The sequence below is a fragment of the Bradyrhizobium sp. LeoA1Lang genome (assembly GCF_055413685.1).
Window position 1 is genome coordinate 35758 of the sequence record NZ_JBVAPG010000039.1, and the last position, 22594, is coordinate 58351.

Below are 22594 nucleotides of genomic sequence, written 5' to 3' on the forward strand. Positions count from 1 at the left end.
CGCTCGCGCGGGTGCGCCGAGCGGAGGGGCAGAGGTCAGTTTGGTACCGCGAAGCGATCTTTCTCGGTCTCGGTCTTCTGGACCTTCTTGGCCGAGGGATCCGGCACGTAGAGTGAGACCGGCCCCGGCTCGAGGATCTTCGGCGGCGCGCTCCTGGTATCGACCGGCGCCACCTCACTGTCGCTATCGACCAGGAACCTGTCGAGCATCGCCTGGATCGAGTTCTTCGCGACGTCCGGTCCGGTGTCGCGCATGTCATTGTGGTGGAAGTTGGTGTTCACCACCGTGATGCCGGACTTCTCGCACTCGTCGGCATCGGGCACGACGCCCGGATCAGGCTTGAACTGCGTGTCCTTCGAGCGGAAGGACAGGATCTTGAACTTGGCGTCGGTCAAGAACGGCACGCGCAGATTGTCCAGCGTCACGACCTTCTTGATCTCGTCGGGATACTGCTTGGCGAAGTACATCGAGATGTCGCCGCCCATGGAGTGTCCGACCATGGTGACCTTGGCATAGTCGGCGTTAGGCTGGAGCTTCTTCATTTCGTCGATGGCGAAGTGGATGTTGGCCACGCCGCGCTGGATTTGCGGCAGGCGGCCGACATAGATCTCGCCAGCCTTGGTCACCATCGGCGGGTCTGTCGGCAGGTCGTGCTGCGGGCTGATCACCAAATAGCCGCGCGCGGCAAAGATGTTGGTCAGGAACGAATACTCGGTGTTCTTGACGGTGTTGCCGTGGTTGAGGATCGCCACCGGCAGGGTGATCATGCCGGCGTTGGCCTGCATCTCCTTGTCCCAGCGCACGGCCACGTCGACGGGAACGAGGCGATTGTCGCGCGCCGGATCATAGAATTTGAGTGTCTCGTGACGGATAGCCCACTTGCTGGCGGTGAAATACGCGCCAGTAACAAGCACGGTAAGTGAAAGCAGAACGGTAATTCCACGTTTCATATTCGTCCTCGGCGCGCCCGCCTCTGGCGCTATATCCCATTTGTCCGGACTCTGACGGTCCGTCTGGATGATATATGTCACAGCGACGTGACGGGAAGTCCAAATGTTGTGTGTTGACCGCCTGATCGTTGTGCGATGCACCTAATCCTTGTGCATCTGCACAAGTCGCTGTGGGATTTGGCTTTCCTCCTAACCCTATGACGGCGCCGCGAAATTCGGGTTCAGGCGCTCGGTACATTTCTAATGAAACGGGCCAGTTTGAGGTTTGTTCCTGGGTTTTTGGCCCTCCCCCGTAGTCGCACGGGGTCCAAGCCGGGGTGACGGGCGAGTTCCATCGGCGGACGACGCGGGCCGTCGGTTTCTGAAGCTGGCGTGAGCCGACCCCGTCAAGTTGCGATGATGTCGTGGATCTCGAGCGGCTTGTCGACCTGGCTGAACCATTCGGCCCGGTTGGCCGCGCGGCGGCGGCCGCGCTCGTCCAGCGGCAGCTTCAATTGGCGCAGGAGGCCTGTCACCTCCTCGCGCGCCGTGACGTGGCCCATACTGGGCCGGGTGCCGAGCGTCTGTTCGTCGATATCGTCGAGCGCGGTCAGGCCGCGCGGGAAGAATTCGCGGTAGACGACGCGCTCGGCAAAGCCGTCGATCGAGCGGAAACCGAGCCGCAGCGACAACTGTTTCAGGCCGCTTGCGACGAGCTGCTTGTTGCGCGACCCAAGCATCGAGAGGCGGTTGCGGACCACGATCCAGTCGGTGGTCGCGCCGTCCACCTGCCGGCGCTTGCGCCTGACGTCGCGCACCATCTCGGCGTAATGGCTTTCGCCCGTCACCGAATAGGTGGCGGGATCGATGGTGCCCAGCACGTCGAAATCGAGGAAGCTGTCATTGATCGGCGTCACCAGCGTGTCGGCCATCGAATGGGCGAGCCGCATCAGGTAGCTGTCGGTGCCCGGCGTATCGATGACGATGAAATCGAAATTGCGCTCGACCGCGCTGATCGCCGCCATGAACTGCTGGAACTCGGCGTTCTCGTTCTCCGCGATCTGCATCGTCTCGCCGTATTTGATGCAATGATGCACGGGGATTTCGAGGTCGAGCTTGGTGCGCCGTGCCCAGGCGCGCCGGTTATTGATGTAGCGGGTAAAGCTTTGCTGGCGGCAATCGAGATCGATGGTGGCGACCCGCTGGCCGGCCTTCATCAGCGCGACTGCGATGTGGAGGGCGCTGGTGGATTTGCCCGAACCGCCCTTCTCGTTGCCAAGCACCACCACATGGGCGGAGCCGGATTGCCCCTGACTAGCCTGTACCAGCATGACCTGATCCCCCTCGATATCTTCAAATCGGGCGCTTCGACGGTCAAGTGAAATGCGCCATGCGCTTAAGGGGCAGCCGACTGTCTTCCTTAATCATGAATCGGTCGCCGGATATGTCAGCCCACAATCGTTTGACGTCACCCAAACGGGTCAGGTGCGCGCGCCTGCCGCCTTGGCGTCGACGCCCTCCCCTTGGTATGGTCGCGCGCCCGCCTCATCGAGCGAGTCAAAGCCCGTCTCGCCCGACCAGACCTTCCCGAACCAGCCCAAGAGATTGAATCCAGATGTCGCGAAGTCCCGTGGTCGTCCGCACCGTCCCTGCCTTGCGCCGCGCCGTTGAGGCTCTACGCGGCAGAAAGGCGATGACAGCGCTGGTGCCAACCATGGGAGCTCTCCATGACGGGCATGTGTCGCTGGTGCGCCTTGCCAAGCGACGCGCCCAGCGCGTCATCGTCTCGATCTTCGTCAATCCGACCCAGTTCGCGCCGACAGAGGATTTCGGCTCCTATCCGCGTACCTGGAAGGACGACGTCGCAAAGCTCGCCGCCGAGAAGGTCGACCTGATCTGGCATCCCGACGTCAAGACGATGTACCCGGATGGCTTTGCCACGCGGATCGCGCCGGAGGGGCCCGCCACCGTCGGCCTCGAAGACCGCTTCCGCCCACATTTCTTCGGCGGGGTCGCAACGGTCGTCGGCAAACTGTTCACGCAGTGCCGGCCGGATTTTGCGATCTTCGGCGAGAAGGATTTTCAGCAGCTCCGCGTCGTGACCCAGATGGCGCGCGACCTCGACCTCGGCGTCAAGGTGATCGGCTCCAAAACCGTGCGCGAGCGCGACGGGCTCGCAATGTCATCCCGCAACGTCTACCTCTCGCCCGAAGAACGGCGCGTGGCGCCGGAGCTCTATCGCGTCATGAAGGAAACCGCCCGCCGCATCCGTGCCGGTGAAGCGATCAAGCCGGCTGTCGCCGGAGGCGCCGAGCTGATCGAAAAGGCCAGCTTCAAGCTCGACTATCTGGAAGTGCGCCACGCCGAGACGCTGGCGCCGATCGTCTCGATCAAGGATGGCCCGCTGCGGATGCTGGTGGCCGCACGGCTCGGCACCACGAGGCTGATCGACAATATCGCGGTGTAACCCGACCGGATATCGGTGTAACCCGACCAGCCGTTACAGCAATCCAAGATCGCGCAGTTCGCGCCGCATCGGTTCGGGCATCGCCGCGACGCCGGAAGCGGCCGATTTGGTCAGGTCGGGCGGCGCGGCATCGGCGGTGAGATAGCGCCAGCCCTGGAAGGGACGCATCGGGCGCGGCGATACCGTGATCACCTTGGGCTGCATCACGATGCGGCAGCGGCCGATGCCGTCCTTGTCGCGGAACGGCTCGATCGCGATGATCTTCTCGCGCGCGGCGATCTCGCCGCGGATCACCCAATAGAGCGAGCCGCCGGCAAGGATTTCCTCCTCCCGTTTCGGCGTCATCCGTGTGATGTGGACATGACGCTGCGGCAGGCCCTTCTTCTTCGCGGTCGCCATCCGTTCGGCGACCCAGGTCTTAAGTTCCTTGACCGAGTCACAACCGACGGCGAGCTTGATGAGATGAAGCGGCATGATCGTTTCGCTTTAGCCGCCGGCACCGGTTTTGAAAAGATCAGTCGTCCGAAGTTGCAGGAGCGGCTGTGGACGCCGGCGGTGGCGGCGTGATCGGCACCGGCGCGGGTGCCGGCGGACGTTTGGCCACCGCCTGTTTCTTGGCAGCGGCCGGCGGCGCGGGCGAAGCCGCTGGCGCGGAACGTGGCGCAGGCGGAGCTGCGGTCGTGGCAGCCGTCGCGGCCTGCGGCGGCTTCGGTGCGGGCTCAGGCGTCATGATGCTGATCGGAGGGGTGTTCGCGGCCGACGGAAACTCGGCGTTGGTAGGTTTGCCGGTCGGGAGGGATGGCGGCAGTGCTCCGAGCACCCCTGCTCCGGCCGCCGCTGCAATGGCAGGCGCCGGCGCGTTCCACGACGGCGCGTAGCGGGTGACCAGGTTCTCATAGAGGCGCTCGTCCATATTGGACGCGATCTGCTGGCTGGTCCCGAGCGAACCGAACGCCGCGCATGAAGCCGGCGTGCAATGGTCTCGTGCCATCAGCACATAGGCCATGAGCCCGTAGCGATCCCGCTCGATCGCGCGCCGCAGCGCCTGCAGTTCGGGCGACGTGTTGCGCTCGGCGGTCGCGAGATCGCCCAACGACGTCAGGCGGGTAATCTGGGAAGCCGCATAGGCGACCGCGGCAGCCGCAGAGTCGGCGGAACCGAACAACACCTTTTCGCAGGCGTTCAGCACGGCATCGCCCGCGAGGTCATCGATGCAGGCCAGCGCGGCTGGCGCCGCGACGACCGGCTGTGCCGAACGCACATCAGCGGAAGCAAGCCGGCTGCCGGAATCGAAGCCACGAATGGTCGCGGCAGCAGCGACCGCAATCGCAAGCAAGGTGATGACCGTCAACGCGCCGTTGGCCACGGATTTCTCCGCGCGCAACAGCGTGATCAACAGGATCACCCCAAAAAATCCTGCAGCGGCCAGCGTCAGCCACATCGGAAAAGTCGCGGAGCGCCAGATATGATCCAGCGAAGAAGCCCAGCTCATACGCGATGTCCCTCAACGCAGCATAAAACACAGTTGCGAAAGGCGAACGCCTCCTTTCGGGCATTCGCCCCTCGGCAGAGTCGTTCTGCGAACGGGGCCTTTTGACGGCGACCCATCAGGGAACCGCGCCAACCGGGTGCTTGCGCACAGCTCTCTTCAGGACAGGGCGAGCTGGCTTTCCTTGGCAACCCGTTCGAAAGCTTCGGTCGAGCTTTTGATGCGGTACTGGCAATCGTCACCGTCGGTCGGCAGCAGCCGGACCACCTGATAGGTCCCGGTAGCGGCCGGACGAGACACGTTGCTCGCAGTGAAATAGACAGTCTCTCCAACGCCGTACTTGTGCTTCAACGCCCTCTCCATTTTCTTGGATCGTCGGCCGCGCCGCCTTAGGTCCCACAGCAGCGGCCAACATTGAGAACCCTGCGTCAAGCTAGCACAGCAACGGCCCCAAAATCCAGCGGGATCGGGGCAAGGCAAATACACGAAATTTGCAGATTTTTCAGCGTGATAGGAGGTTTTCCGGCGACTGAGCCGCGTTCCACGGCGACAACAGCGAAAAGTTCGGGTTCCCGCGATCAGCCGCTATGGGGCAGCTTGCCATTCGCGCTCGCACGGAAGGTACTGGGCCGGCACCTGGGCGAGTTGGTCGACCGGATTAGACGGTCTCGAACCGCTCGATGATGAGCGTTTCAGCAAGCCCGTCGCGCGTCCACTCCTGGAATGCCGGCAGCGACGTCATCGCATCGACATAGGCCTGCGCCTCGGGCTTCACCGGGATCGCATAGGTGCGGAAGCGATGCACGACCGGAGCGAACATCGCATCCGCGCCGGAGAACACCCCGAACAGGAACGGCCCCTGCTTGCCATAGCGCGCGTGGCAGTCCGCCCAGATTTCCTGAATCCTCGCGACATTGGCGCGAGCGTCGTCCGACAAGGGGACCGCCCGGATCGGGCGATGCAGGTTCATGCCGCATTCATTGCGCAGGGGCATGAAGCCCGAATGCATCTCCGCGGAGACCGAGCGCGCATGGGCGCGGGCCGCGCGATCCTCAGGCCACAGTCTTGTTTCCGGATATTTCTCGGCGAGGTATTCGATGATCGCCAGCGAATCCCAGACCGTGACATCGCCATCGATCAGCGTCGGCACCTTGCCGGCACGCGAGAAGCTCAGGATCCGATCCTTGTCCGCCTTCACATCGGTGTAGAGCGGGATGAAGATTTCCTCGAACGGGATGTTGTTGGCGCGCAGCGCCAGCCACGGCCGCATCGACCATGACGAATAGTTTTTGTTGCCGATGACGAGCTTCAACATGTGCGGGAATCCGGTTGGATTGCTATTTTGCCATAGCGCGGCGCGGTCGTCCAACCGGCAAGCGATCGCCGCCCATGGCGACTTCACGCGACAAGCCTAGGAAGGAAAATCCTGCGGCGTGAAGCTGAGGTCGATCGTCTTCCACTCGCCATAGCGATCGGCCGGGAGCATCGTGTAGGGCTGGCACGCCTCCAGTGCACTCATCGCGCCACGCATCAGCATCGGTCCCTTCTCGGACGCACTCGCCTCGATCAGCAGAGGCTCGTCGGCGAGCCGCCCCTGCGGCGTCAAGAACACGCGCAGCGTGACCTTGACGTCGTCGGAAGGCTTTAGCGATGCCGGCAGCTTCGAGCACGTCTTGAGATGGCGGCGAAACTCGGCGACGACGCTCGGGGTGAGGTCGGCTGCCCTAACTGCCGGCGCATCGAAATCGTCGTCGACCTTGCCACCGTAGCGCGCGGCCAGGGGTGGGGCTGGTGCCGCCATCGGCGGGAGGGCCGGCGGCAGGCCGAGCTGGACATGGTATTTGATCGAGAGATCAGGCTCCGGCGGCGTGTAGGCTGGGCCGCCCGCCGGCTTTGCCGCGACCTGCGGCTGAGCCGAAGCTGATTCCGCCGGTGCCGGCTGCTTCTCATGGGGCGGCGGCGCCGACGCTGCCGGCTGCGGCGCCGGTGGAGGCGGCGTGCTTACAGGCGGCTGTTGGAGCGCGGACAGATCGATTGACGGCGACGGAGAAGGCGACGGCGATGGGGTCGGTTCGGGCTTTTTCTCGATGTCCTTCTTCTCGATGTCCTGCGGCGTGACGATGTCGACCGGAACGGTGTCGGCCGCCACGACGTCAAACGGATGGACTTCGGACAGGAGCAGCACCAGGGCCAGCACGGACACGTGCGCAACCGCCGACGCCGTCACGTCCACAGGAATGAGCTCCCGCAGGTTCATTCGCAACTGATCAGGTTTGACAGCCCCCTGCCCGTCATCAGCATAGCGGGCAATCGAGGGGTGTCTCAATCCCATTTCGGCGCGAAGCCGAAATCAGTGAGGCGGCTTGAGGCGCTGCCCATGGCCGAGATCAGGCTCATGTCGTCCTCCGACAATTCGAAATCGAAGACGTTGATGTTCTCAGACAGCCGTTCGAGCTTCGATGTCCGCGGGATCGCGGCAACATTCTGCTGCACCAGCCAGCGCAGGCAGACCTGGGCCGCCGTCTTGCGGTAGCGGTCGCCGATCCGCGCCAATGCACGGTCGTTCCGGATGCGGCCCTTCGCGATCGGGCTATAGGCGACCAGCGCCATGCCGTGCCGGGCGCAGGCGGCCTTCACCTTCGCCTGATCGAGATAGGGATGATACTCGACCTGGTCGCACACTAACGGCTCCGCGCAAGCCGCCACCGCCTCCTCGATCAAGGCGATCGTGAAGTTGGACACCCCGATATGGCGCGCGAGCCCAAGCTGTTTGGCATGCGCCAGCGCACCCATCGTTTCCGCGAGCGGCACCTGCGGGTTCGGCCAGTGCAGCAGCAAGAGATCGATTTCGGTCAGCCGCAGCCGCGCCAGGCTTTCCTTGGCCGAACGCTCCAGGTCGTTGGGCCTGAAATGGGTGGTCCAGACCTTGGTCGTGATGAAGACGTCGTCGCGCCTCACGCCGGACGCGCGCAACCCCTCGCCGACCTCGCGCTCGTTGTCATACATCTGCGCGGTGTCGATGTGGCGATAGCCGAGCCTGAGCGCCCGCTCGACGATGCGCGCGCAGGTGCGTCCGCGCAGTTCCCAGGTGCCGAGCCCGATCGCCGGGATCCTGGCGCCATTGGCTTCGATGATGTTCATGCGCCCATTATGGGCCGCCGCTGCTCCGCTGCCAACTCAGGCCGCAGAGACCTCTGTCGCCAGCGCCGCGAATACCGTTTCCGGCGAATGGGCGATGACCGCCAGAAGCGCCCGTGCTGGTCCGCGCGGGGCCCGCTTGCCCTGCTCCCAGTTGCGGATCGTTTCCACGGGCACGCCGAGCTTGGCGGCGAATTCGAGCTGGGTCAGGTGCGATCGGCGGCGGAGGTCGCGGACCGTGAGCGGCCCGGTTGGCGTCTCGGGTGCGAGCGGGAACTCCTGCCCGTCGCGCAGCTCGACAATCCGTCCATCCGCTTTCAGCCGCAAACGCTTCATGGTCTGCTCCGGAAAGCCGCATTGTCGGCGAACTGACTTAAGAGCCGCTTAACGCTAAGCAAGGTGCTAATTCAGGCCGAACCACAAAGTGGCGATGCCGAGGAAGCAGAAGAAGCCGACCACGTCCGTGATCGTCGTAACGAAGGTGCCGGACGCAACCGCCGGATCGGCGCGCACGCGCTCCAGCACCATCGGGATCAAAATCCCGCCGAGCGCACCGGCAACCAGGTTGCAGACGATGGCGAGCCCGATTACCACGCCAAGGCCCGGAATCTTGAACCAGGCGACCGCGGCAATGCCGGTGATGACGGCAAAGGCAAGGCCGTTGACGAGGCCAACCATGACCTCGCGCAGGATGACGCGAACGGCGTTGTAGGATCCGAGCTCGCGGGTGGCCAGCGCACGCACGGCGACCGTCATGGTCTGGGTCGCGGCATTGCCGCCCTGACTGGCGACGATCGGCGCCAACACCGCAAGCGCCACCATCTTTTCGAGCTGGCCTTCGAACAGGCCGAGCACGGAGGACGCAAGAAAGGCGGTCGCGAGGTTGACCAGCAGCCAATTGAAGCGCCCTCGCGCGATCGTCCAGACATTGTCCGACAACTCTTCGTGGCTGGTGACACCACCGAGCGCCTTGAGGTCTTCGTCAGCCTTCTCCTCGATGACGTCGACGACGTCGTCGATCGTGATGACGCCGACCAGCCGGTTTGTGGTGTCGACCACGGGCGCGGCCACCAGATTGTACTTGCCGAACATCCGCGCGACCTCTTCCTGGTCCTCCAGGGCGGAAACGCGGCGGCGATCTTCGTCGATCAGATCGGTGAGCGGCACCGGGCGGCGCGAGCGCAGCAGCACGTCCAGCGGTACCGCGCCCAGCCAGTGCCTGTCGCTGTCGACCACATAGATCTCGTAGAACCGGTGCGGCAGGTCGGGCGTCTCGCGCATGTAGTCGATGGTCTGATCCACCGTCCAATCTCGCGGCACCGCGATGAACTCGGTCTGCATCCGCCGGCCGGCGGAGTTGTCGGGATACAGCAGGCTGCGTTCGAGCTCGGCGCGCTCCGACGGCGGAAGCCTGTCGAGGATCTCCTCCTTGTCCTCCTCGTCGAGACCTTCGAGAAGCTCGATGGCGTCATCGGATTCCAGCTCGCGAACGCCTTCCGCAACGGTCTCCGGCTCGAGCTCTTCGAGGATTTCCTCGCGAACAGTATCGTCAACCTCGTTCAGTGCCGAGAAGTCGAAATCGGTGCCGGTGATCTCGACAAGGCTGACGCGGTCTTCCGGCGCGAGCGCTGCGATGAGATCGCCGAGATCCGCCTCATGCAGTTCGGCCACGACCTCGCACAGGAACGGCCGGTCGGCCGCGTGGATCGCGCTCGCAATATTTTCGACGAATTCGTGGCGGAGCTGCCCCTCCTCGTCCCGCATGGGCAGCCGCTCGAGGACGGACGCTTCGGCGGGATTGGCAGCGTCGATATTCTCGGCCATGCCGCGCCTCACCGTTTGACAGAAGGAAGGAACTCGTCTGAGTTATCGTTGCACGCATTACCCAATCGGCCGCGTCACGCGCAATGCCAAATATCGCCAATCGCGAAGAACAGGTGTGCTTATGAGAACGTTCGGTGCAGCCATTCTTGCCCTGCTCGCGTGGACCGGCGCGGCGCACGCCGCCGACGAATGCCCGCGCAAGGATGCGCTTGGAACGTCGCGCGTCCTGACCGTCGATCCCGCGACCTATCCGCGCGTCGGCACCAAGAGCTTTCCCGAGACATTGCCCCTGCAGGATCACGAGGTGGTGTTGACGTTCGACGACGGGCCATGGCCGTCAACCGATCGGAAGATCCTCGCGGCACTCGCCCATGAATGCGTGCGCGCCACCTTCTTCATGATTGGAAAGCCGGCCTCCGAGCATCCGGAGTTGGTCCGCCAGATCGCCGCACTCGGCCACACGGTCGCCCACCACACATGGACGCATCACAACCTCAAATACATGAAACCGGACGACGCCATTGGCGAGATCGACAAGGGCATCGCCGCGGTCGAAACGGCGCTGCATGGGCGCGCGACCACGACGCCGAGCACGCCGTTCTTCCGCTTCCCCTATTTCGAGATGTCGCCGGAGACGCTCGCGAATCTGGAGAAGCGCGGGATCGCGGTGTTCGGCGCCGACCTCTGGGCAAGCGACTGGAACAAGATGACGCCGGAGGAGGAGCTGAAGATTCTGACTGGGCGCCTGAACGCCGCCGGCAAGGGAATCATCCTGCTGCACGATCCCAAGACGCACACCGCGGCGATGCTTCCGGCCTTCTTGCGCTATCTGCGCGATCACAATTACAGGATTGTGCATATCGTGCCGCCGGGCCCGAAAACCGTGTCGGATCAAACACATTGAACCAAAGGACGGCTGTGGGTTACAAAGCATTAAGGTGGCGTTCATGACGCCGCCTGTAAGGATTTGGCGTCGGACAAAGAGAATGCAGCCAGGGTGTTATGATCGCTAGCGTTGGCGAGGGATTTTGGAAGCGGTCGTGGACTGCCCTCCCCCTGCTGATTCTAATCGGCGCGAGCAGCCAGTCCGCAGTCGCGGCTGACTGTCCCGGCCATCCCGACGCGCTCGGCACCTCGCGCACGCTGGTGGTCGATCCCCGCGAGCATCCCCGGATCGGCACCATGCAATATGCCGAGACTCTGCCGCTGGACGATCACGAAGTGGTGCTGACATTTGATGACGGCCCACTGCCGAAATACAGCAACCAGGTGCTGGACATTCTTGCCAGCCAGTGCGTGAAGGCGACCTTCTTCATCATCGGCAGTCAGGCCAAAGCCAATCCGCAAGGTGTCCGCAAGCTCGTCGCCGCCGGCCACACCGTCGGCACGCACAGCCAGAACCATCCGCTGACCTTCAACAAGATGTCGATGGAGCAGGCCAAGCAGGAGGTCGATGCCGGCATCGCCTCGACGGTGGCCGCGCTTGGCGACGCGAGCAAGCTCGCGCCCTTCTTCCGCATTCCAGGGCTGCTGCGCGCCGAAGCGGTCGAGAACTATCTGGCATCGCGTGAGATCCAGAACTGGAGCGCCGATTTCGTCGCCGACGATTGGCGCCATATCCCTCCGGCGCGCGTCTACGAGCTCGCAATCCAGCGGCTGGAAGCGAAGGGCAAGGGCATCCTGCTGTTGCACGACATCCAGCCACGCACGGTGGCGGCGCTGCCGAAAATCCTGCAGGAGTTAAAGGCGCGCGGCTATCGGATCGTCCATGTGGTGCCGGCGACGCCGGAGCGGCCGGCCACGCCGACCGAACCCGTGCAATGGCTGTTGCATCCGCCGTCCGAGACCGTCGCAACGGTGCGCTGGCCGAAGATTCCGAATTTCGTGTTCGTCCAGACGCAGGAACTGCCCGCAGCCGGGCTCTCGAATCTGGATTGGCGTGATCCAGGCCTGTTCGATCGACTGCGCCGCCCGCGCGCCGCGATCGCCTCGCAGACGGCATGGCCGGAGCCATTGCGGGTCTCCGAGAACAGCCGCCCGGCCCTGCCGGTCCCGGCCTCCTCCGTCTTCAGGATGCCCGAAGGCGTGCGTGTGACGCTGCTCGCGTCGCATTTACCCGCCAAACGTCCGCAACAGGTGGCAGCATCTCCTGAAGCCGCCAATGCGATGGGGCCGATCTCCGCGAGAGCCCGCACCATCGGTGCGCGTCAGGCGCCGCATTCCCGGCATGCCGTGCATCAGAACCCGCAAGGAGGCCATGCGGGTCGTGGCGTGCCCAAGCATGCCGTGCAGGCGAAGCCGAACAGACGCGCACTTCAGGTCGCGAAGCGCTGAAGACCGCGGCGGAGATTGCCGCGCCATCCGCTCAATTCGTCACGATCTTGGCGATGCAGAGCAGGATGACGAGCGCCAGGAACAGCAGGTCGATGTAGGACTTGATCTCGCCCGCATGACGCAGCTCGGTAACGGCACCGACGATCTGCTTGCGTGAGGCTGTCGAACTTGGTCCCTCGACCACCGCCGTCCCGAGCCGACGCGCCTCCCCTTCCAGGCGTTCGATTCGCTGGAAGAAATAGAACGAGCGCAAGGCGGACGCCGCATGCATCGCGGCATAAACCAGCACCAGAAGCGCGACGAGCGCGCGATGCTCGTATTTCTCCATGAAGTTGAGGCTGAAATAGACCAGCGCCAGGAACACGAAGTTGGAGACGAAGCGATAGATGTAGCTGAGCAGGATCATCCTGTTTTCCGGATTTCCGCATCGGGCGTGCGATCGGTGAGTGACGGCGCTCGTCGGGTTCGGAATCGCCGGCCGACGAGCTTTCAGACCCTTAGCGTACGCGAAGGGTGTTACGGAAAGCCATCGACCGACTTCGGTCCGGAAAATTTGCCGCCGCGCCAGCACAGACAACGTAAACGTTCGCCAGCCGCCTCGGCTCAACCTGTACGATGCGAACAGTGCGTCCGGCCAGAGCTGAACCATGTCGGGCGCGACGTCGCTTCAGGACGCCGCGCCACAACCCGACTATGGCCGCATCTGACGGCGGCGTTCGGCGATCAGTTGCTTCGCCTCGTCCATCGTCATCTCGCCCGCGCCGAGCACCTGGTAGGCGCTATCAGGGTTTTGGGCTCGTTGGTCGTCACCGCTCCGTTTCTTTTCGGGGCTCGGATTCGGGGCGGGAGAGCCGTCGCCACCGCCAAAGCCGACAAACTCGACGATGATCACCGATGGCCGATCGTTGTTCGACTGCGTCCGAGCCGCGCTTTGCTGAGTGGCGGCAGTGGCGTTCCCGGCCGAACTCAGCGCGGCAACCGGCGGGGCTTGCGCGACCGGAATTCCGGTAGCGCTGCCCTGCACCTGGATATTCGCCGCGTTCACGATCTGCAACGCGGCAAGGTTGACGTTGCCGGAGACGCGGATGCCGGCTTCGCCTGCGTCGATGGTGCCGAGCGGCGCGATCAGATCGACATTGCCGCGCGGCACCTCCAGGATCGGATTGAGCGTCGCGATGCCGGCGCCTGTCGTGGGAACGGTCGGAGACAGCGTCACCGATCCGTAATTGTCATAGACACGCTTCGGCGGGGTATAGACCTGTGTCGTCTTGGATCCGCGGCCGGCGTTGATATCGCCCTCCGCCGACCACGCGATGATATTGCCGCCAAAGGTCGTCATGATCCGCGACAGTCCAAGCAGCAGGCTGCCCTTCGAATAGCTGTGGATGTCACCTGATCCTTGCGTGATCAGTCCGGCCGAAGGCGGCGGCGCCACACCTTCGACTCCGAGCACGATCTGGCCTCCCGGCGCCAGGAGCTCAATGTTGCCGCCGGACAGCGTTCGGATGCCGGAGCCGCCGAACATCGTGATATCGCCCCGATAGGAGATCGGGCGGCCGGCTTCGTCCTGGTCGGGGAACAGCGCCGCGATCGCTTGTCGACCGCGCAGATAGGAGCGCGCGCGTGGACCACTGGCGTCGTTGTATTCCCGGCCGCTGTCGCGCAGCTCGCTGTAGAACACTTGTCGCAGGAACACCGCCTGCTCGTCGGCCGGCAGCAGCGCGAACCGTGCGCGTGCGTCAGCCTCGGTGCCCTTGAAGCCATAGTGCGACGATAGCCAGTGGGCGAGGTCCTTCTCATAGGTCTTCGCCACCTTGCCAGGCTGATCGGCAAGTGGCTTGTCCGCCGCCGCCAGGTTGGCCGGATCGAGATAGCGCGTCAGCGCGCCATAGTCCGGCGCGCCGGCACCGGCCATCATCACGACCGATGCCCCCGGACGCTCATCGCCCGGCGCGACGGGGCCGAGGCTCGTCACCGCGCCCCGATCGGCCTGGTAGACGTTGCGGCCCGCGCCGGAAGGCTCATGCTCGGCGGCTATGATGCGCGCGGGCTTGTCAATGCGATCAGGGCATCGCGCTGCGAGTTCAGCGCCGTTTTCGTGGAGTCGAGCTCGAGCGACACCGTGGTGAGACTGCAGCACGACAGGGTGATCCTTGCGGTACTGGCGAAAGACTCCATGTGGATCTGCGTCAAGTTGCTTGAGGGTGAGAACCGGAAGTGTCGCGCCATGAGGGCTCGCCGCGCCTGTCTCCGCAAAGTTCTGCACCGTCATCGCATAGTCTCCGTTGTTCGAGTGCTCGATCGCGAACACCCAGTGTGAGCCCAACAACTCGCTTCAGCGGGGGAGAGCCGTGGCTGAGAAGAAGCCATCCGGGTCGAAACGACGCTTCACGGCCCGAAGTCTCGTGATGTTGTTCCCGTAAGCCTGAGCGATTTGGTCCTGAGCATGCGGTCCCAGGAGGTTGGGATAGCCGCCCGGCAACGACATGGGAGCCAATGTCTGAGAAAAATCGCGTGCCCAGCGTTTGTGGACGGAGCCGTTGTCGCCAGCAGTGGGATCCCAACAGGATATGATCTCAACCATGACATGTTCACGTCGCAGTCCAAAGGCGGTGCTGTCCGGGGGAAATTGCGTGGGCAGGCCACGGAAATGCTGAAGGATGATGGTCGAGAATGGCGACGTTCGACTGGCGCCACCTTCAATCAAGGCAGACATCGCCTCTGGATTGAGTGCCGGTATCCAACGGGTCTCGAGCGCATAGTGCTTGTCATTCGCCACACGCGCATCAAAGCCCTGAATCAAGTCCTGATAGCCCATTGACGCGATCTGCACGTGCATGGGCTTACCGCAGCGCTTCAGGACCTCCATCACGATTTCGCCGTCGGATATCTCGCCGGTCCACGCTGGCGCCAGGAATAGAGCCGGGCTGCCGTCCGGTAGGGAAATGATTCCGATAACGACGGAGAGATTGTTGCTGGCAGATCCTATTGCCTTGCCATACCGGGCCAGCACTGTCTCTGCTTCTCCCCATGGAAACAAAATCATGCCGCCCAGAACCTGGCGAGCGGGGTGCAAGCGAACTTTCATCGACGTGACTACGCCGAAATTGCCTCCGCCGCCTTTAAGGGCCCAAAGCAGATCCGGGTTTTTGTCCCGGTCGACGGTGAGCCGTTGCCCGTCGGCAAGAACAAGTTCGGCGCCAGTCAAGCTATCCAACGCCAGACCGTGGCTTGCAATCAGAGGGCCATAACCGCCGACGGTCGTCAGTCCAGTCATTCCCGGCACACCATTCCAGCCCGTCACGGCCATGAGGTTGCGCGCGGCAGCGGCGGCGATAACCTTGGCGGCGGTGGCGCCGCCGGCAACGGTCGCGACTTGATCGTCGATCCGGACGTGGTCCATCGGAGACAAGTCGATGACGAGCGCGTCTGACCGGACCGAACGCCCGGCAGCGTCGTGTCCACGGCTACGAACCGATACTGGCAAGTTATGGGCACGCGCTGTTCGCACGGCAGCCTGGACGTCTTCGGCGCTTTCGCAGAAGGCAATCGCGACCGGATGGTGATCCACCGCGCCGTTCCATACCTTTCGGGCGTTCTCGTAATCTTCGTCCCCTCGCGCGGTGACCCGGCCCTGCATCTGAGCCTCGAGATCATGCACCGCCTGCTCGGATTGCCCGATAACGTTCTGCACCATATTTTCGAACTCTCGGTTGTGATACATGCAACATCCGAAAGAATACCGGAGGCGATATCGAAGATCGCAGGATGGATCGTTAGCGCCGCAGCGTTTCGCTCGCGACGCAGTATTCAATCTCGCAGGACGATTCCTGGGCGAACTCCGTATTGCCGCTTATAAGCGATGATGAAACTGGAGGTCGTCGCGTAGCCCGCGTGGCGGGCCGCGTGCTTAACGCTGGCTCCTGCTTGTTTGAGAGCCCGATCGGCTCGTTGCAGCATGAGTGCTGTGCGATAGCCCGATAGTGTCGTGCCATAGACCTGCTTGAAGGCGGATCGGAGCTTGGTTCTGTTCATGGCGGCGACGCGCGCGAGAGCATCTACGTCCAAAATGCGATGCGGCGCCCGGTCGATGATTTGCTTCACCAAGCCCAGCCGGTCAAGAATGCCCGGATCGAAGACACCGCCGCCGGCGCGGAAAGCCTCGCGTCGGGAGAGCCCGCTCAACAGAGCGGAAACCAATTCAAACGTCTTGCCCTCATAGTAGAGCGTAGCGAGAGACGGAAACATGGCCCGTCGGGCAGCAACGTCCCTTGCGATCTCGCCAAAATAGCCGGGGACAAGCGTCTCCATCGCGATCTCCCGCCCCCGGATCGTGCGCAGGAGCGATTTCGGCAATGCCGCAGCAGGAAGGCCACGAGCTTTCATCATGGACATCATGTCGACGACGACAGTAACCGCCTTGAGACCTCGCGAAACACTCGTTACAAACTTGAAGCGCTCGTGTTGCGGCACGAAGACCATCGTCATATCTGCGCCCTTCGCGTCGAAACGACTGTCGCCGACGGCGAAGTCCGTCCAGGCTCCGTCCTGATTGAGCACAGCACTACAGACGATAACGTCCTTCCTTGCCAACGTCTCCAGCTCGACGATTTTCGAGTCTGCGCAGTCGACCACGAAGATGCCCATATCCCGTCCGGCCCACGCTACGTTGCCAACGGACTCTCCGTCTGCAACGTTTGACCATGGGACCTCGATCAGATTTCCTCCGCGGACCTCCATGCCCACGCGACGTAAAGCTTCCTCGAAAGCGACTTGCGACATCACATTCATCCCGATATCAGCGTCGCCTAACCATGACGCGTGCGGATGATGGCGGAGGCCAAGACCCGACAAAAGTCAAATCCCTGTACGTTTCTTCCTAACTGGTTACGCGTGTAATGATTCTTATTGAGCCGCGCTTGTCCGTGCCGATGCCGCCTGCGCAGACATCCGCAGAATGGCGGCGCCTCACCGTTGGCTCCCGCTGATCTCAAGGAGCCGTTGTCGACTTTGCTGCCATCTCCTTCAGCGCGCCCGACATCGCTTCGATGACAGGCCTGGCGGCTTCGCCGATACCATGCCGACGCGTGATATAGGCGGGATCATTGTAGGAAAGGAAAGTCTTGCCATCCTCGTCCTGCCAGACCAGCGCCTTCAACGGCAGGTCGATGCCGATCGTCTGCACCGATTGCATCAGCGGAGTGCCGGCCTTCGCCGCGCCGAAGATCAGAAGATTTGTCGGCCGCAGCGGCAAGCCGACCGTGGCAGCGCCAGCGGCATGGTCGATATGGCTGAATACCGTCATGCCCCTGGCTCGGACCTCAGTCTCAAACCGGTGCATCGTTTCTTCCGGGCCAAAGCTGCTGTGCAGCGTGATCAATCCATCAGCGGACATTGCATGCTCTCCTGATAACCAAGTCGTTGCGATCAGCACGAAGACGACAGTCCTTAAGAAGCCCATTCTCACTTCTTCCTGAACAGCTTGGCCGGATCGAACTCCGGCTCCGGAACGAAACCGTCGCGGTTCGGCATCTTGATCTTTGGTAGGGTGTCGCGATCGAGCTTGCCGTCGGCAGGCAGAATGCCGTTCAAGTGAAGGATATAGGCCGCGACGGCATAGGTATCATCGCTATCAAGCGAACCCGGCGCCTGATAAGGCATCGCTCTGTGAATGTAATCGAAGAGCGTGGTGGCGTAGGGCCAAAAGCTGCCCACGGTCTTCACCGGTGCGTCCGAAGCCAACGTGCCCTGCCCTCCGACGAGGCGGTCCTTGATGCCGCCAACGCCGTTGTCGCCATGGCAAGCCGCGCAGTTATCGGCGAAGACCTGCTTTCCTCGCGCTACCGTACCGCTGCCCGGTGGCAGTCCCTTGCCATCCGGCCTGACGTCGATATCCCATTGCGCTATCTCGTCGGGTGTCGCGGGACGGCCGAAATCATATGCAAGTACGGGAGAACCAAGCGCGAGCGCGATCGCGCCAGTGAGGAATGCCTTGCTAGTCGAGGACATTTCGAACCCTCCCGGTCTCGTCAATGCTCCAGGGCTGCTGCGCGCTGTAGTGAAAAAGTGCGTTGGTCCCGATCGCGGCGATGAAGGATTTGCGGTCGGGCTGGACATTGCCCTTATCGTCGGTCGAACGGCTGACAATCTTGGTCGGCTTACCGTCCCAGGTCCAATCCATCTGAAAGCGCGTTTGCGCCTTCGGCAATGCCGGCAGATTTAGCTGCGCTTCCTTCCAGCTCTTGGCGCCATCGGTCGAAATCTCGACCTTGGCGATCTTGCCGTGACCACTCCAGGCGAGCCCGGTGATCCGCTGGTAGCCGGGCTTGATCACCATCGTTCCGGAGGGCGATGTGATCACCGAGTTGGTTTCCATGCGGAGCTGAAATTGGGTGGCTTTGCCGTCGGCCCGAAGCTGCGTGTAGCGCGCCGTTTCCCAACGCGTCATCCAGGGCCGGTCGCCGAATTTCAACCGGCGCAGCCATTTGATGTTCAGGTTGCCCTCGAAGCCCGGCATTATCAGCCGCATCGGAAAGCCGTGCGCGGGCCGCAGCGGCTCGCCGTTCTGCCCATAAGCCACGAACGCCTCGTTCAGGATTTCGTCGGTGAGCGGGATGCTGCGTGCGACTCCCGCGGCGTCGCCGCCCTCGGCGAGCATCCAGTTGGAGCCGCGGTCCTTTTCAACAAGTTCGACCAGGAATTTCAGCGGGACGCCGGTCCATTCGTTGGTGCTGACGAGACCGTGCGTGTTCTGCACGGTGAGGTTCTCGTCAGCCTTCTTCCAGTTCTCCCAGCCATTGCCGGTGCATTCAATGAAAACCACGCGCGACACCTGCGGCATCGCCTTGAGGTCATCGACGTTGAACACCAACGGCTTCCGCACCATGCCATGCACCAGCAGCCGGTGTTTGACCGGATCGAGATCAGGCACACCGGAATGGCTTCGCTCGTAGTGCAGATCCGATGGCGTGATGCTGCCGAAGAGCTTGTCGATCGGCGTCTTCGAATTGATCGCATCGCTCGGATCGACGTTGCGCTTGCCTGGACCGGCTTCGGGAATGCGGGAGATATTGACGTATTTCGATCGCTCGCTGTGCCCGCCGAGGTCGGCGCCAACCTCGCGGGGCGGCACGTCGGCAAGGGAGTCGGCCGCCGCACGGTCCGCAACGATGCTTCCCGCAAGGCCCGTGGAAGCTGCGATGAAATTCCTGCGTGACAGGCCGCTTCGTCCACGGTCGGCGTCCCTCTCTTCGACGGGGATATCGCTCCGATTGGTCATTGTCGATGTCCTCGGTTGTTCGGGATTGATCGATCGCTCACTTGCGCATGGCGCCGGCGATCTGGCCGACGAGCGTGGCCCAGCTCCCCGGTCGAGATATCCCGGACCCCGGTCATCAGCCCGATCTGATGGTCGACCAGAACGAGGGCGGCGTTCTCAGCGGTCAGTGGTTCGTAGGCGCGATTGGTCATTGCGTTCTCCTGGTTTGTCCAATGCGGCTTCCAGAGCGGGGCGAAGCCCGATATGCGGCCTTCGTGCGGTTTGGGAGAATCTGAACAGAGGCCGGTGGACTATTGGATGCCCGCGCGGCGCATTCGCATGGCCGCCCGGATCAACGTGTCGAGTGGGAGGTACGCACCCGACGATCGGCCCAAAAGTCATCGAAATCCGAACCCAGCGTCCCGAAGGTTGGACGACGGTGACCTATGCTGGATCTGAACGATTTCTTTCTGTTCGTGCAGGTCTCGCACGTTCGAACCGTGTCGGGTGCTCCTACGCTTTTCTCCGAAATTGTATCCTGGAGCGCGCCAGCGCCGCCGACTGTGCGCCGGCTCGATCGGCATTGGCGCCGGCGCCAACGTCCGGCTGCGACGCTCGGGCATCGCATCCGGCGCGCAACTCTTGCCGCGCCCCAAGCCCGCGTATATAAAGCATATACGAATCGTATATTTTGGAGCGCTCAGTGGGTATCGTCAATATCGAGGATGAGCTGCACGAGCAGCTGCGGCGGGCCAGCAAGGCGTCCTATCGGTCGATCAACGCCCAGGCGGCGTTCTGGATCAAGATCGGCATGCTCTGCGAACTGAACCCTGGCCTCACCTTCCAAGAGCTTGTGGCGCGTGAGCTGAAGGAGGCGGGCGTCGACGCCCTTGATCTCGCGGCTGCGACCGCATGACGAAGACGCCGGCCGAGGTTGAGCTACTGGCGGAGTCGGGGCGTCTGCTTGCGTCGGTGTTCGCGCATCTGGATAGGCAGCCCCTCGCCGGATTGAGCACCCTGCAGGTCAACGACCTCGTCGAGGCACTCATCGTCGATCAGTTCGGCGCGCGGCCCGCCAGCAAGGGCCAGTATGGCTACGGCTTCGTGCTGAACAGTTCGAGGAACGAGGTCGTCTGCCACGGCGTGCCGTCGAGGAACGAGGTCTTGCAGGACGGCGATATCGTCAATTTTGACATCACGCTCGAGAAGCAGGGCTATATCGCCGATTCCAGCAAGACATTCCTCATCGGGAATGTGGCGCCCGCGGCAAGGCGGCTCGTTCGCACCACCTATGAGGCCATGTGGAAGGGCATCCGCGCCGTTCGCCCGGGCGCAAAGCTTGGCGACATCGGCTACGCCGTCGAGCGGCACGCAAAGCGGAACGGCTATTCGGTCGTGCAAGAATACTGCGGTCATGGCATCGGGCGCGAGATGCACGAAGCACCGCAAGTGCTGCATTTCGGAAAGCCGGGGACCGGCCTAACGCTGCGAGAGGGCATGGTCTTCACGATCGAGCCCATGCTGAATCAAGGGCGCAGGACGGTTCGAACCGAACAGGACGGATGGACCGTCGTCACAGTGGACGGGAAGCTCTCCGCACAGTTCGAGCACACGGTTGCTGTCACTCATGACGGCGTCCGCGTGTTGACGTTGCGTCCGGACGAAGCACGGCCCGCCGCATGATACAAAGCCTCGGTATGTGCTGACGAATACCGAGGTTTGGAGCGAGAGCCCTGGCTCTAAAGCATTTTCGGTTCTGATGGAATCAGAACCGAAGCTTTGGACTCTTGTTATGACGCGTTTTCTTCGCGCGAACCGATGTCCACTTCGCTCGAAAACGCTCTATTTCTATCTCGTGAACTGGGTGATAGCCAGTTGCCTACTGAACCAGTCGCTTCCTCTCGTCTGGGGTGAGTTGGCTGATGGCGTTTTGCTCAAGAGTTCCGGCACCGATCACTTGTACTGGACTCGTAGGATTTTGAGAGTGCCGGTCATCCCGTCGTCGGCTGCGTTCATCTTCCTCGATAGTATCTGGACTAGCCGCCCCACCGCCAAAGCCGAGAAACTCGACGATAATCACCGATGGCTGGCCGTTGCCGCTGACTGGCGCCGGCAATGCGGTCTGCTGCGTGGCTGCCGTCGCATTCGACGCCGAAAGCGCAGCAGAGATGTTCGGCGCCTGCACGGTCGGGATGCCCGATGACGTGCCCTGCACCTGGATATTCGCCGCGTTGAGGATCTGCAGCGCCGCGAGGTTGACGTTGCCGGACACGCGGATGCCTGCCTCGCCGGCGTCGATGGTGCCGATCGGTGCGATCAGGTCGATGTTCCCTGGCGGGATGCCGGCAAGCGGATTGAGTGTGGCGATGCCGGCGCCAGATGAGGGCGCCTGCGGCGACAGCGTGACGTTGCCGTAGTCGTCGTAGACGCGCTTGGGCGGCGTATAGAGCACCGTCGTCTTGGAGCCGCGGCCAGCGTTGATGTCGCCCTCCTCCGACCACGCCAGAATGCCGCCGCCGTACGTGGTCATGATGCGCGACAGGCCGAGCAGGATCGAGCCCTTCGAATAGAGCTGGATGTCGCCCTTTCCTTGCGTGATCAGCCCTGACGATGCCGGCGGCACCTGCCCTTCGACGCCAATGATCGTGCGTCCCCCGGGCGTCAACATCTGGATGTCGCCGCCAAAATTGGTGCGCACGCCCGATCCGCCGAACATGGTGATATCACCGGAACGAAGGATCGGGTTGTTATCCGCGTCCCTCTCCGGGAACAGCGTCGCGATCATCTGTCGGCCGCGGAGGTATGAGCCGTAACGCAGGCTGTCGGGATTGTTGTACTCGCGCCCGCTGGCCGTCAATTCCGCGAAATAGACAATGCGGCTGAATGCCGACTGCTCAACCATGGGCAGAGCATTGAAGAAGGTCAGCGCTCCCGCTTGATTACCGGAATAGCCGTAGTGTGTTTGCAGCCAGGCGTAGAGCATGGCGTTGCAGGTGAATTGGTTACGCTGATCCGCACTCTGGCCGAGTGTTCGCCGTCGAGACCTTTGAGACAAATTGAAGGATTTTGCGGAGGGAGGATTTCTGGTTCATCGTAGCCACCAGGAGCGAAGATGAAACAGAAATCCGGACCGGGCAAAGCGCCGGCAGAACAAG

General features: G+C 62.7%; 24 protein-coding genes. 5 read left to right on the forward strand and 19 right to left on the reverse strand.

Annotated features, from left to right (window positions below):
* Window positions 1–35 precede the first annotated feature (35 nt).
* Window positions 36–950, reverse strand: coding sequence for an alpha/beta fold hydrolase (locus tag ACZYOF_RS15705; RefSeq protein WP_463716316.1), 915 nt, complete (start codon window positions 948–950; stop codon window positions 36–38).
* A 386-nt stretch (window positions 951–1336) separates the two neighbouring features.
* A complete protein-coding gene (locus ACZYOF_RS15710) occupies window positions 1337–2260 on the reverse strand; it encodes a division plane positioning ATPase MipZ (protein ID WP_463716317.1) in 924 nt (307 codons plus the stop codon).
* Window positions 2261–2544: 284 nt separating this feature from the next.
* On the opposite strand from ACZYOF_RS15710, the gene panC reads away from it, so the two are divergent.
* The gene (gene panC / locus ACZYOF_RS15715; protein WP_463716318.1) at window positions 2545–3396 is read left to right on the forward strand and encodes a pantoate--beta-alanine ligase; all 852 of its coding nucleotides are present in this window, start codon (window positions 2545–2547) and stop codon (window positions 3394–3396) included.
* Between the two features lie 33 nt (window positions 3397–3429).
* Here the strand turns inward: panC and ACZYOF_RS15720 are convergent, their stop codons facing one another.
* The 8 genes from ACZYOF_RS15720 to mgtE form a co-directional block, all read right to left on the reverse strand.
* Entirely contained in the window at window positions 3430–3870 is a 441-nt protein-coding gene (locus ACZYOF_RS15720) for a DUF1489 family protein (RefSeq protein WP_130583611.1), read from the reverse strand.
* 40 nt (window positions 3871–3910) lie between these two features.
* Window positions 3911–4888, reverse strand: coding sequence for a hypothetical protein (locus ACZYOF_RS15725; RefSeq protein WP_463716319.1), 978 nt, complete (start codon window positions 4886–4888; stop codon window positions 3911–3913).
* Window positions 4889–5044: 156 nt separating this feature from the next.
* Window positions 5045–5248, reverse strand: a complete 204-nt coding sequence (locus ACZYOF_RS15730) for a hypothetical protein (RefSeq protein ID WP_130231764.1) — start codon at window positions 5246–5248, stop codon at window positions 5045–5047.
* A gap of 295 nt (window positions 5249–5543) precedes the next feature.
* Window positions 5544–6200, reverse strand: a complete 657-nt coding sequence (locus tag ACZYOF_RS15735; RefSeq protein ID WP_130584194.1) for a glutathione S-transferase family protein — start codon at window positions 6198–6200, stop codon at window positions 5544–5546.
* Window positions 6201–6296: 96 nt separating this feature from the next.
* Complete coding sequence (locus ACZYOF_RS15740) at window positions 6297–7142, reverse strand: hypothetical protein (protein WP_463716320.1); 846 nt, start codon at window positions 7140–7142, stop codon at window positions 6297–6299.
* 65 nt (window positions 7143–7207) lie between these two features.
* Window positions 7208–8026 carry an aldo/keto reductase gene (locus ACZYOF_RS15745; RefSeq protein ID WP_463716321.1) on the reverse strand — a complete coding sequence of 273 codons (819 nt, stop codon included), beginning with the start codon at window positions 8024–8026 and terminating at the stop codon, window positions 7208–7210.
* Between the two features lie 36 nt (window positions 8027–8062).
* Window positions 8063–8359, reverse strand: a complete 297-nt coding sequence (locus ACZYOF_RS15750) for a helix-turn-helix domain-containing protein (RefSeq protein WP_463716322.1) — start codon at window positions 8357–8359, stop codon at window positions 8063–8065.
* Window positions 8360–8425: 66 nt separating this feature from the next.
* On the reverse strand, window positions 8426–9847 hold the full coding sequence (mgtE, locus tag ACZYOF_RS15755; RefSeq protein ID WP_463716323.1) for a magnesium transporter: 1422 nt from the start codon (window positions 9845–9847) through the stop codon (window positions 8426–8428).
* 121 nt (window positions 9848–9968) lie between these two features.
* Between mgtE and ACZYOF_RS15760 the strand changes: the two genes are divergently transcribed.
* Window positions 9969–10751, forward strand: a complete 783-nt coding sequence (locus ACZYOF_RS15760; RefSeq protein ID WP_463716324.1) for a polysaccharide deacetylase family protein — start codon at window positions 9969–9971, stop codon at window positions 10749–10751.
* A 98-nt stretch (window positions 10752–10849) separates the two neighbouring features.
* Window positions 10850–12181, forward strand: a complete 1332-nt coding sequence (locus ACZYOF_RS15765) for a polysaccharide deacetylase family protein (protein ID WP_463716325.1) — start codon at window positions 10850–10852, stop codon at window positions 12179–12181.
* A 31-nt stretch (window positions 12182–12212) separates the two neighbouring features.
* Here ACZYOF_RS15765 and ACZYOF_RS15770 read toward each other — a convergent pair whose 3' ends face one another.
* The 8 genes from ACZYOF_RS15770 to ACZYOF_RS15805 form a co-directional block, all read right to left on the reverse strand.
* The gene (locus tag ACZYOF_RS15770) at window positions 12213–12587 is read right to left on the reverse strand and encodes a hypothetical protein (protein ID WP_130583685.1); all 375 of its coding nucleotides are present in this window, start codon (window positions 12585–12587) and stop codon (window positions 12213–12215) included.
* Window positions 12588–12872: 285 nt separating this feature from the next.
* Window positions 12873–14453 (reverse strand): filamentous hemagglutinin family protein, encoded by a 1581-nt coding sequence (locus ACZYOF_RS15775; RefSeq protein ID WP_463716326.1) that lies wholly within the window; start codon window positions 14451–14453, stop codon window positions 12873–12875.
* 63 nt (window positions 14454–14516) lie between these two features.
* The gene (locus ACZYOF_RS15780; protein WP_463716327.1) at window positions 14517–15905 is read right to left on the reverse strand and encodes an FAD-binding oxidoreductase; all 1389 of its coding nucleotides are present in this window, start codon (window positions 15903–15905) and stop codon (window positions 14517–14519) included.
* Between the two features lie 86 nt (window positions 15906–15991).
* Entirely contained in the window at window positions 15992–16963 is a 972-nt protein-coding gene (locus ACZYOF_RS15785) for a helix-turn-helix transcriptional regulator (protein WP_463716328.1), read from the reverse strand.
* A gap of 208 nt (window positions 16964–17171) precedes the next feature.
* On the reverse strand, window positions 17172–17576 hold the full coding sequence (locus tag ACZYOF_RS15790; RefSeq protein WP_207234535.1) for a DUF302 domain-containing protein: 405 nt from the start codon (window positions 17574–17576) through the stop codon (window positions 17172–17174).
* A 68-nt stretch (window positions 17577–17644) separates the two neighbouring features.
* Window positions 17645–18190, reverse strand: a complete 546-nt coding sequence (locus ACZYOF_RS15795; protein ID WP_282528281.1) for a c-type cytochrome — start codon at window positions 18188–18190, stop codon at window positions 17645–17647.
* Window positions 18177–19460 carry a sulfite dehydrogenase gene (gene soxC, locus ACZYOF_RS15800; protein WP_282528280.1) on the reverse strand — a complete coding sequence of 428 codons (1284 nt, stop codon included), beginning with the start codon at window positions 19458–19460 and terminating at the stop codon, window positions 18177–18179. The genes ACZYOF_RS15795 and soxC overlap by 14 nt, the downstream gene beginning before the upstream one ends.
* Entirely contained in the window at window positions 19457–19651 is a 195-nt protein-coding gene (locus ACZYOF_RS15805) for a hypothetical protein (protein ID WP_207234536.1), read from the reverse strand. The genes soxC and ACZYOF_RS15805 overlap by 4 nt, the downstream gene beginning before the upstream one ends.
* 491 nt (window positions 19652–20142) lie before the next feature.
* On the opposite strand from ACZYOF_RS15805, the gene ACZYOF_RS15810 reads away from it, so the two are divergent.
* Both ACZYOF_RS15810 and map read left to right on the forward strand, forming a co-directional pair.
* A complete protein-coding gene (locus ACZYOF_RS15810; RefSeq protein WP_130580856.1) occupies window positions 20143–20355 on the forward strand; it encodes a ParD-like family protein in 213 nt (70 codons plus the stop codon).
* Window positions 20352–21122: a type I methionyl aminopeptidase gene (gene map / locus ACZYOF_RS15815; RefSeq protein WP_463716329.1), complete on the forward strand. Its 771-nt coding sequence runs from the start codon at window positions 20352–20354 to the stop codon at window positions 21120–21122. The genes ACZYOF_RS15810 and map overlap by 4 nt, the downstream gene beginning before the upstream one ends.
* A 196-nt stretch (window positions 21123–21318) precedes the next feature.
* Here map and ACZYOF_RS15820 read toward each other — a convergent pair whose 3' ends face one another.
* The gene (locus ACZYOF_RS15820; RefSeq protein WP_463716330.1) at window positions 21319–22422 is read right to left on the reverse strand and encodes a filamentous hemagglutinin family protein; all 1104 of its coding nucleotides are present in this window, start codon (window positions 22420–22422) and stop codon (window positions 21319–21321) included.
* Window positions 22423–22594 lie beyond the last annotated feature (172 nt).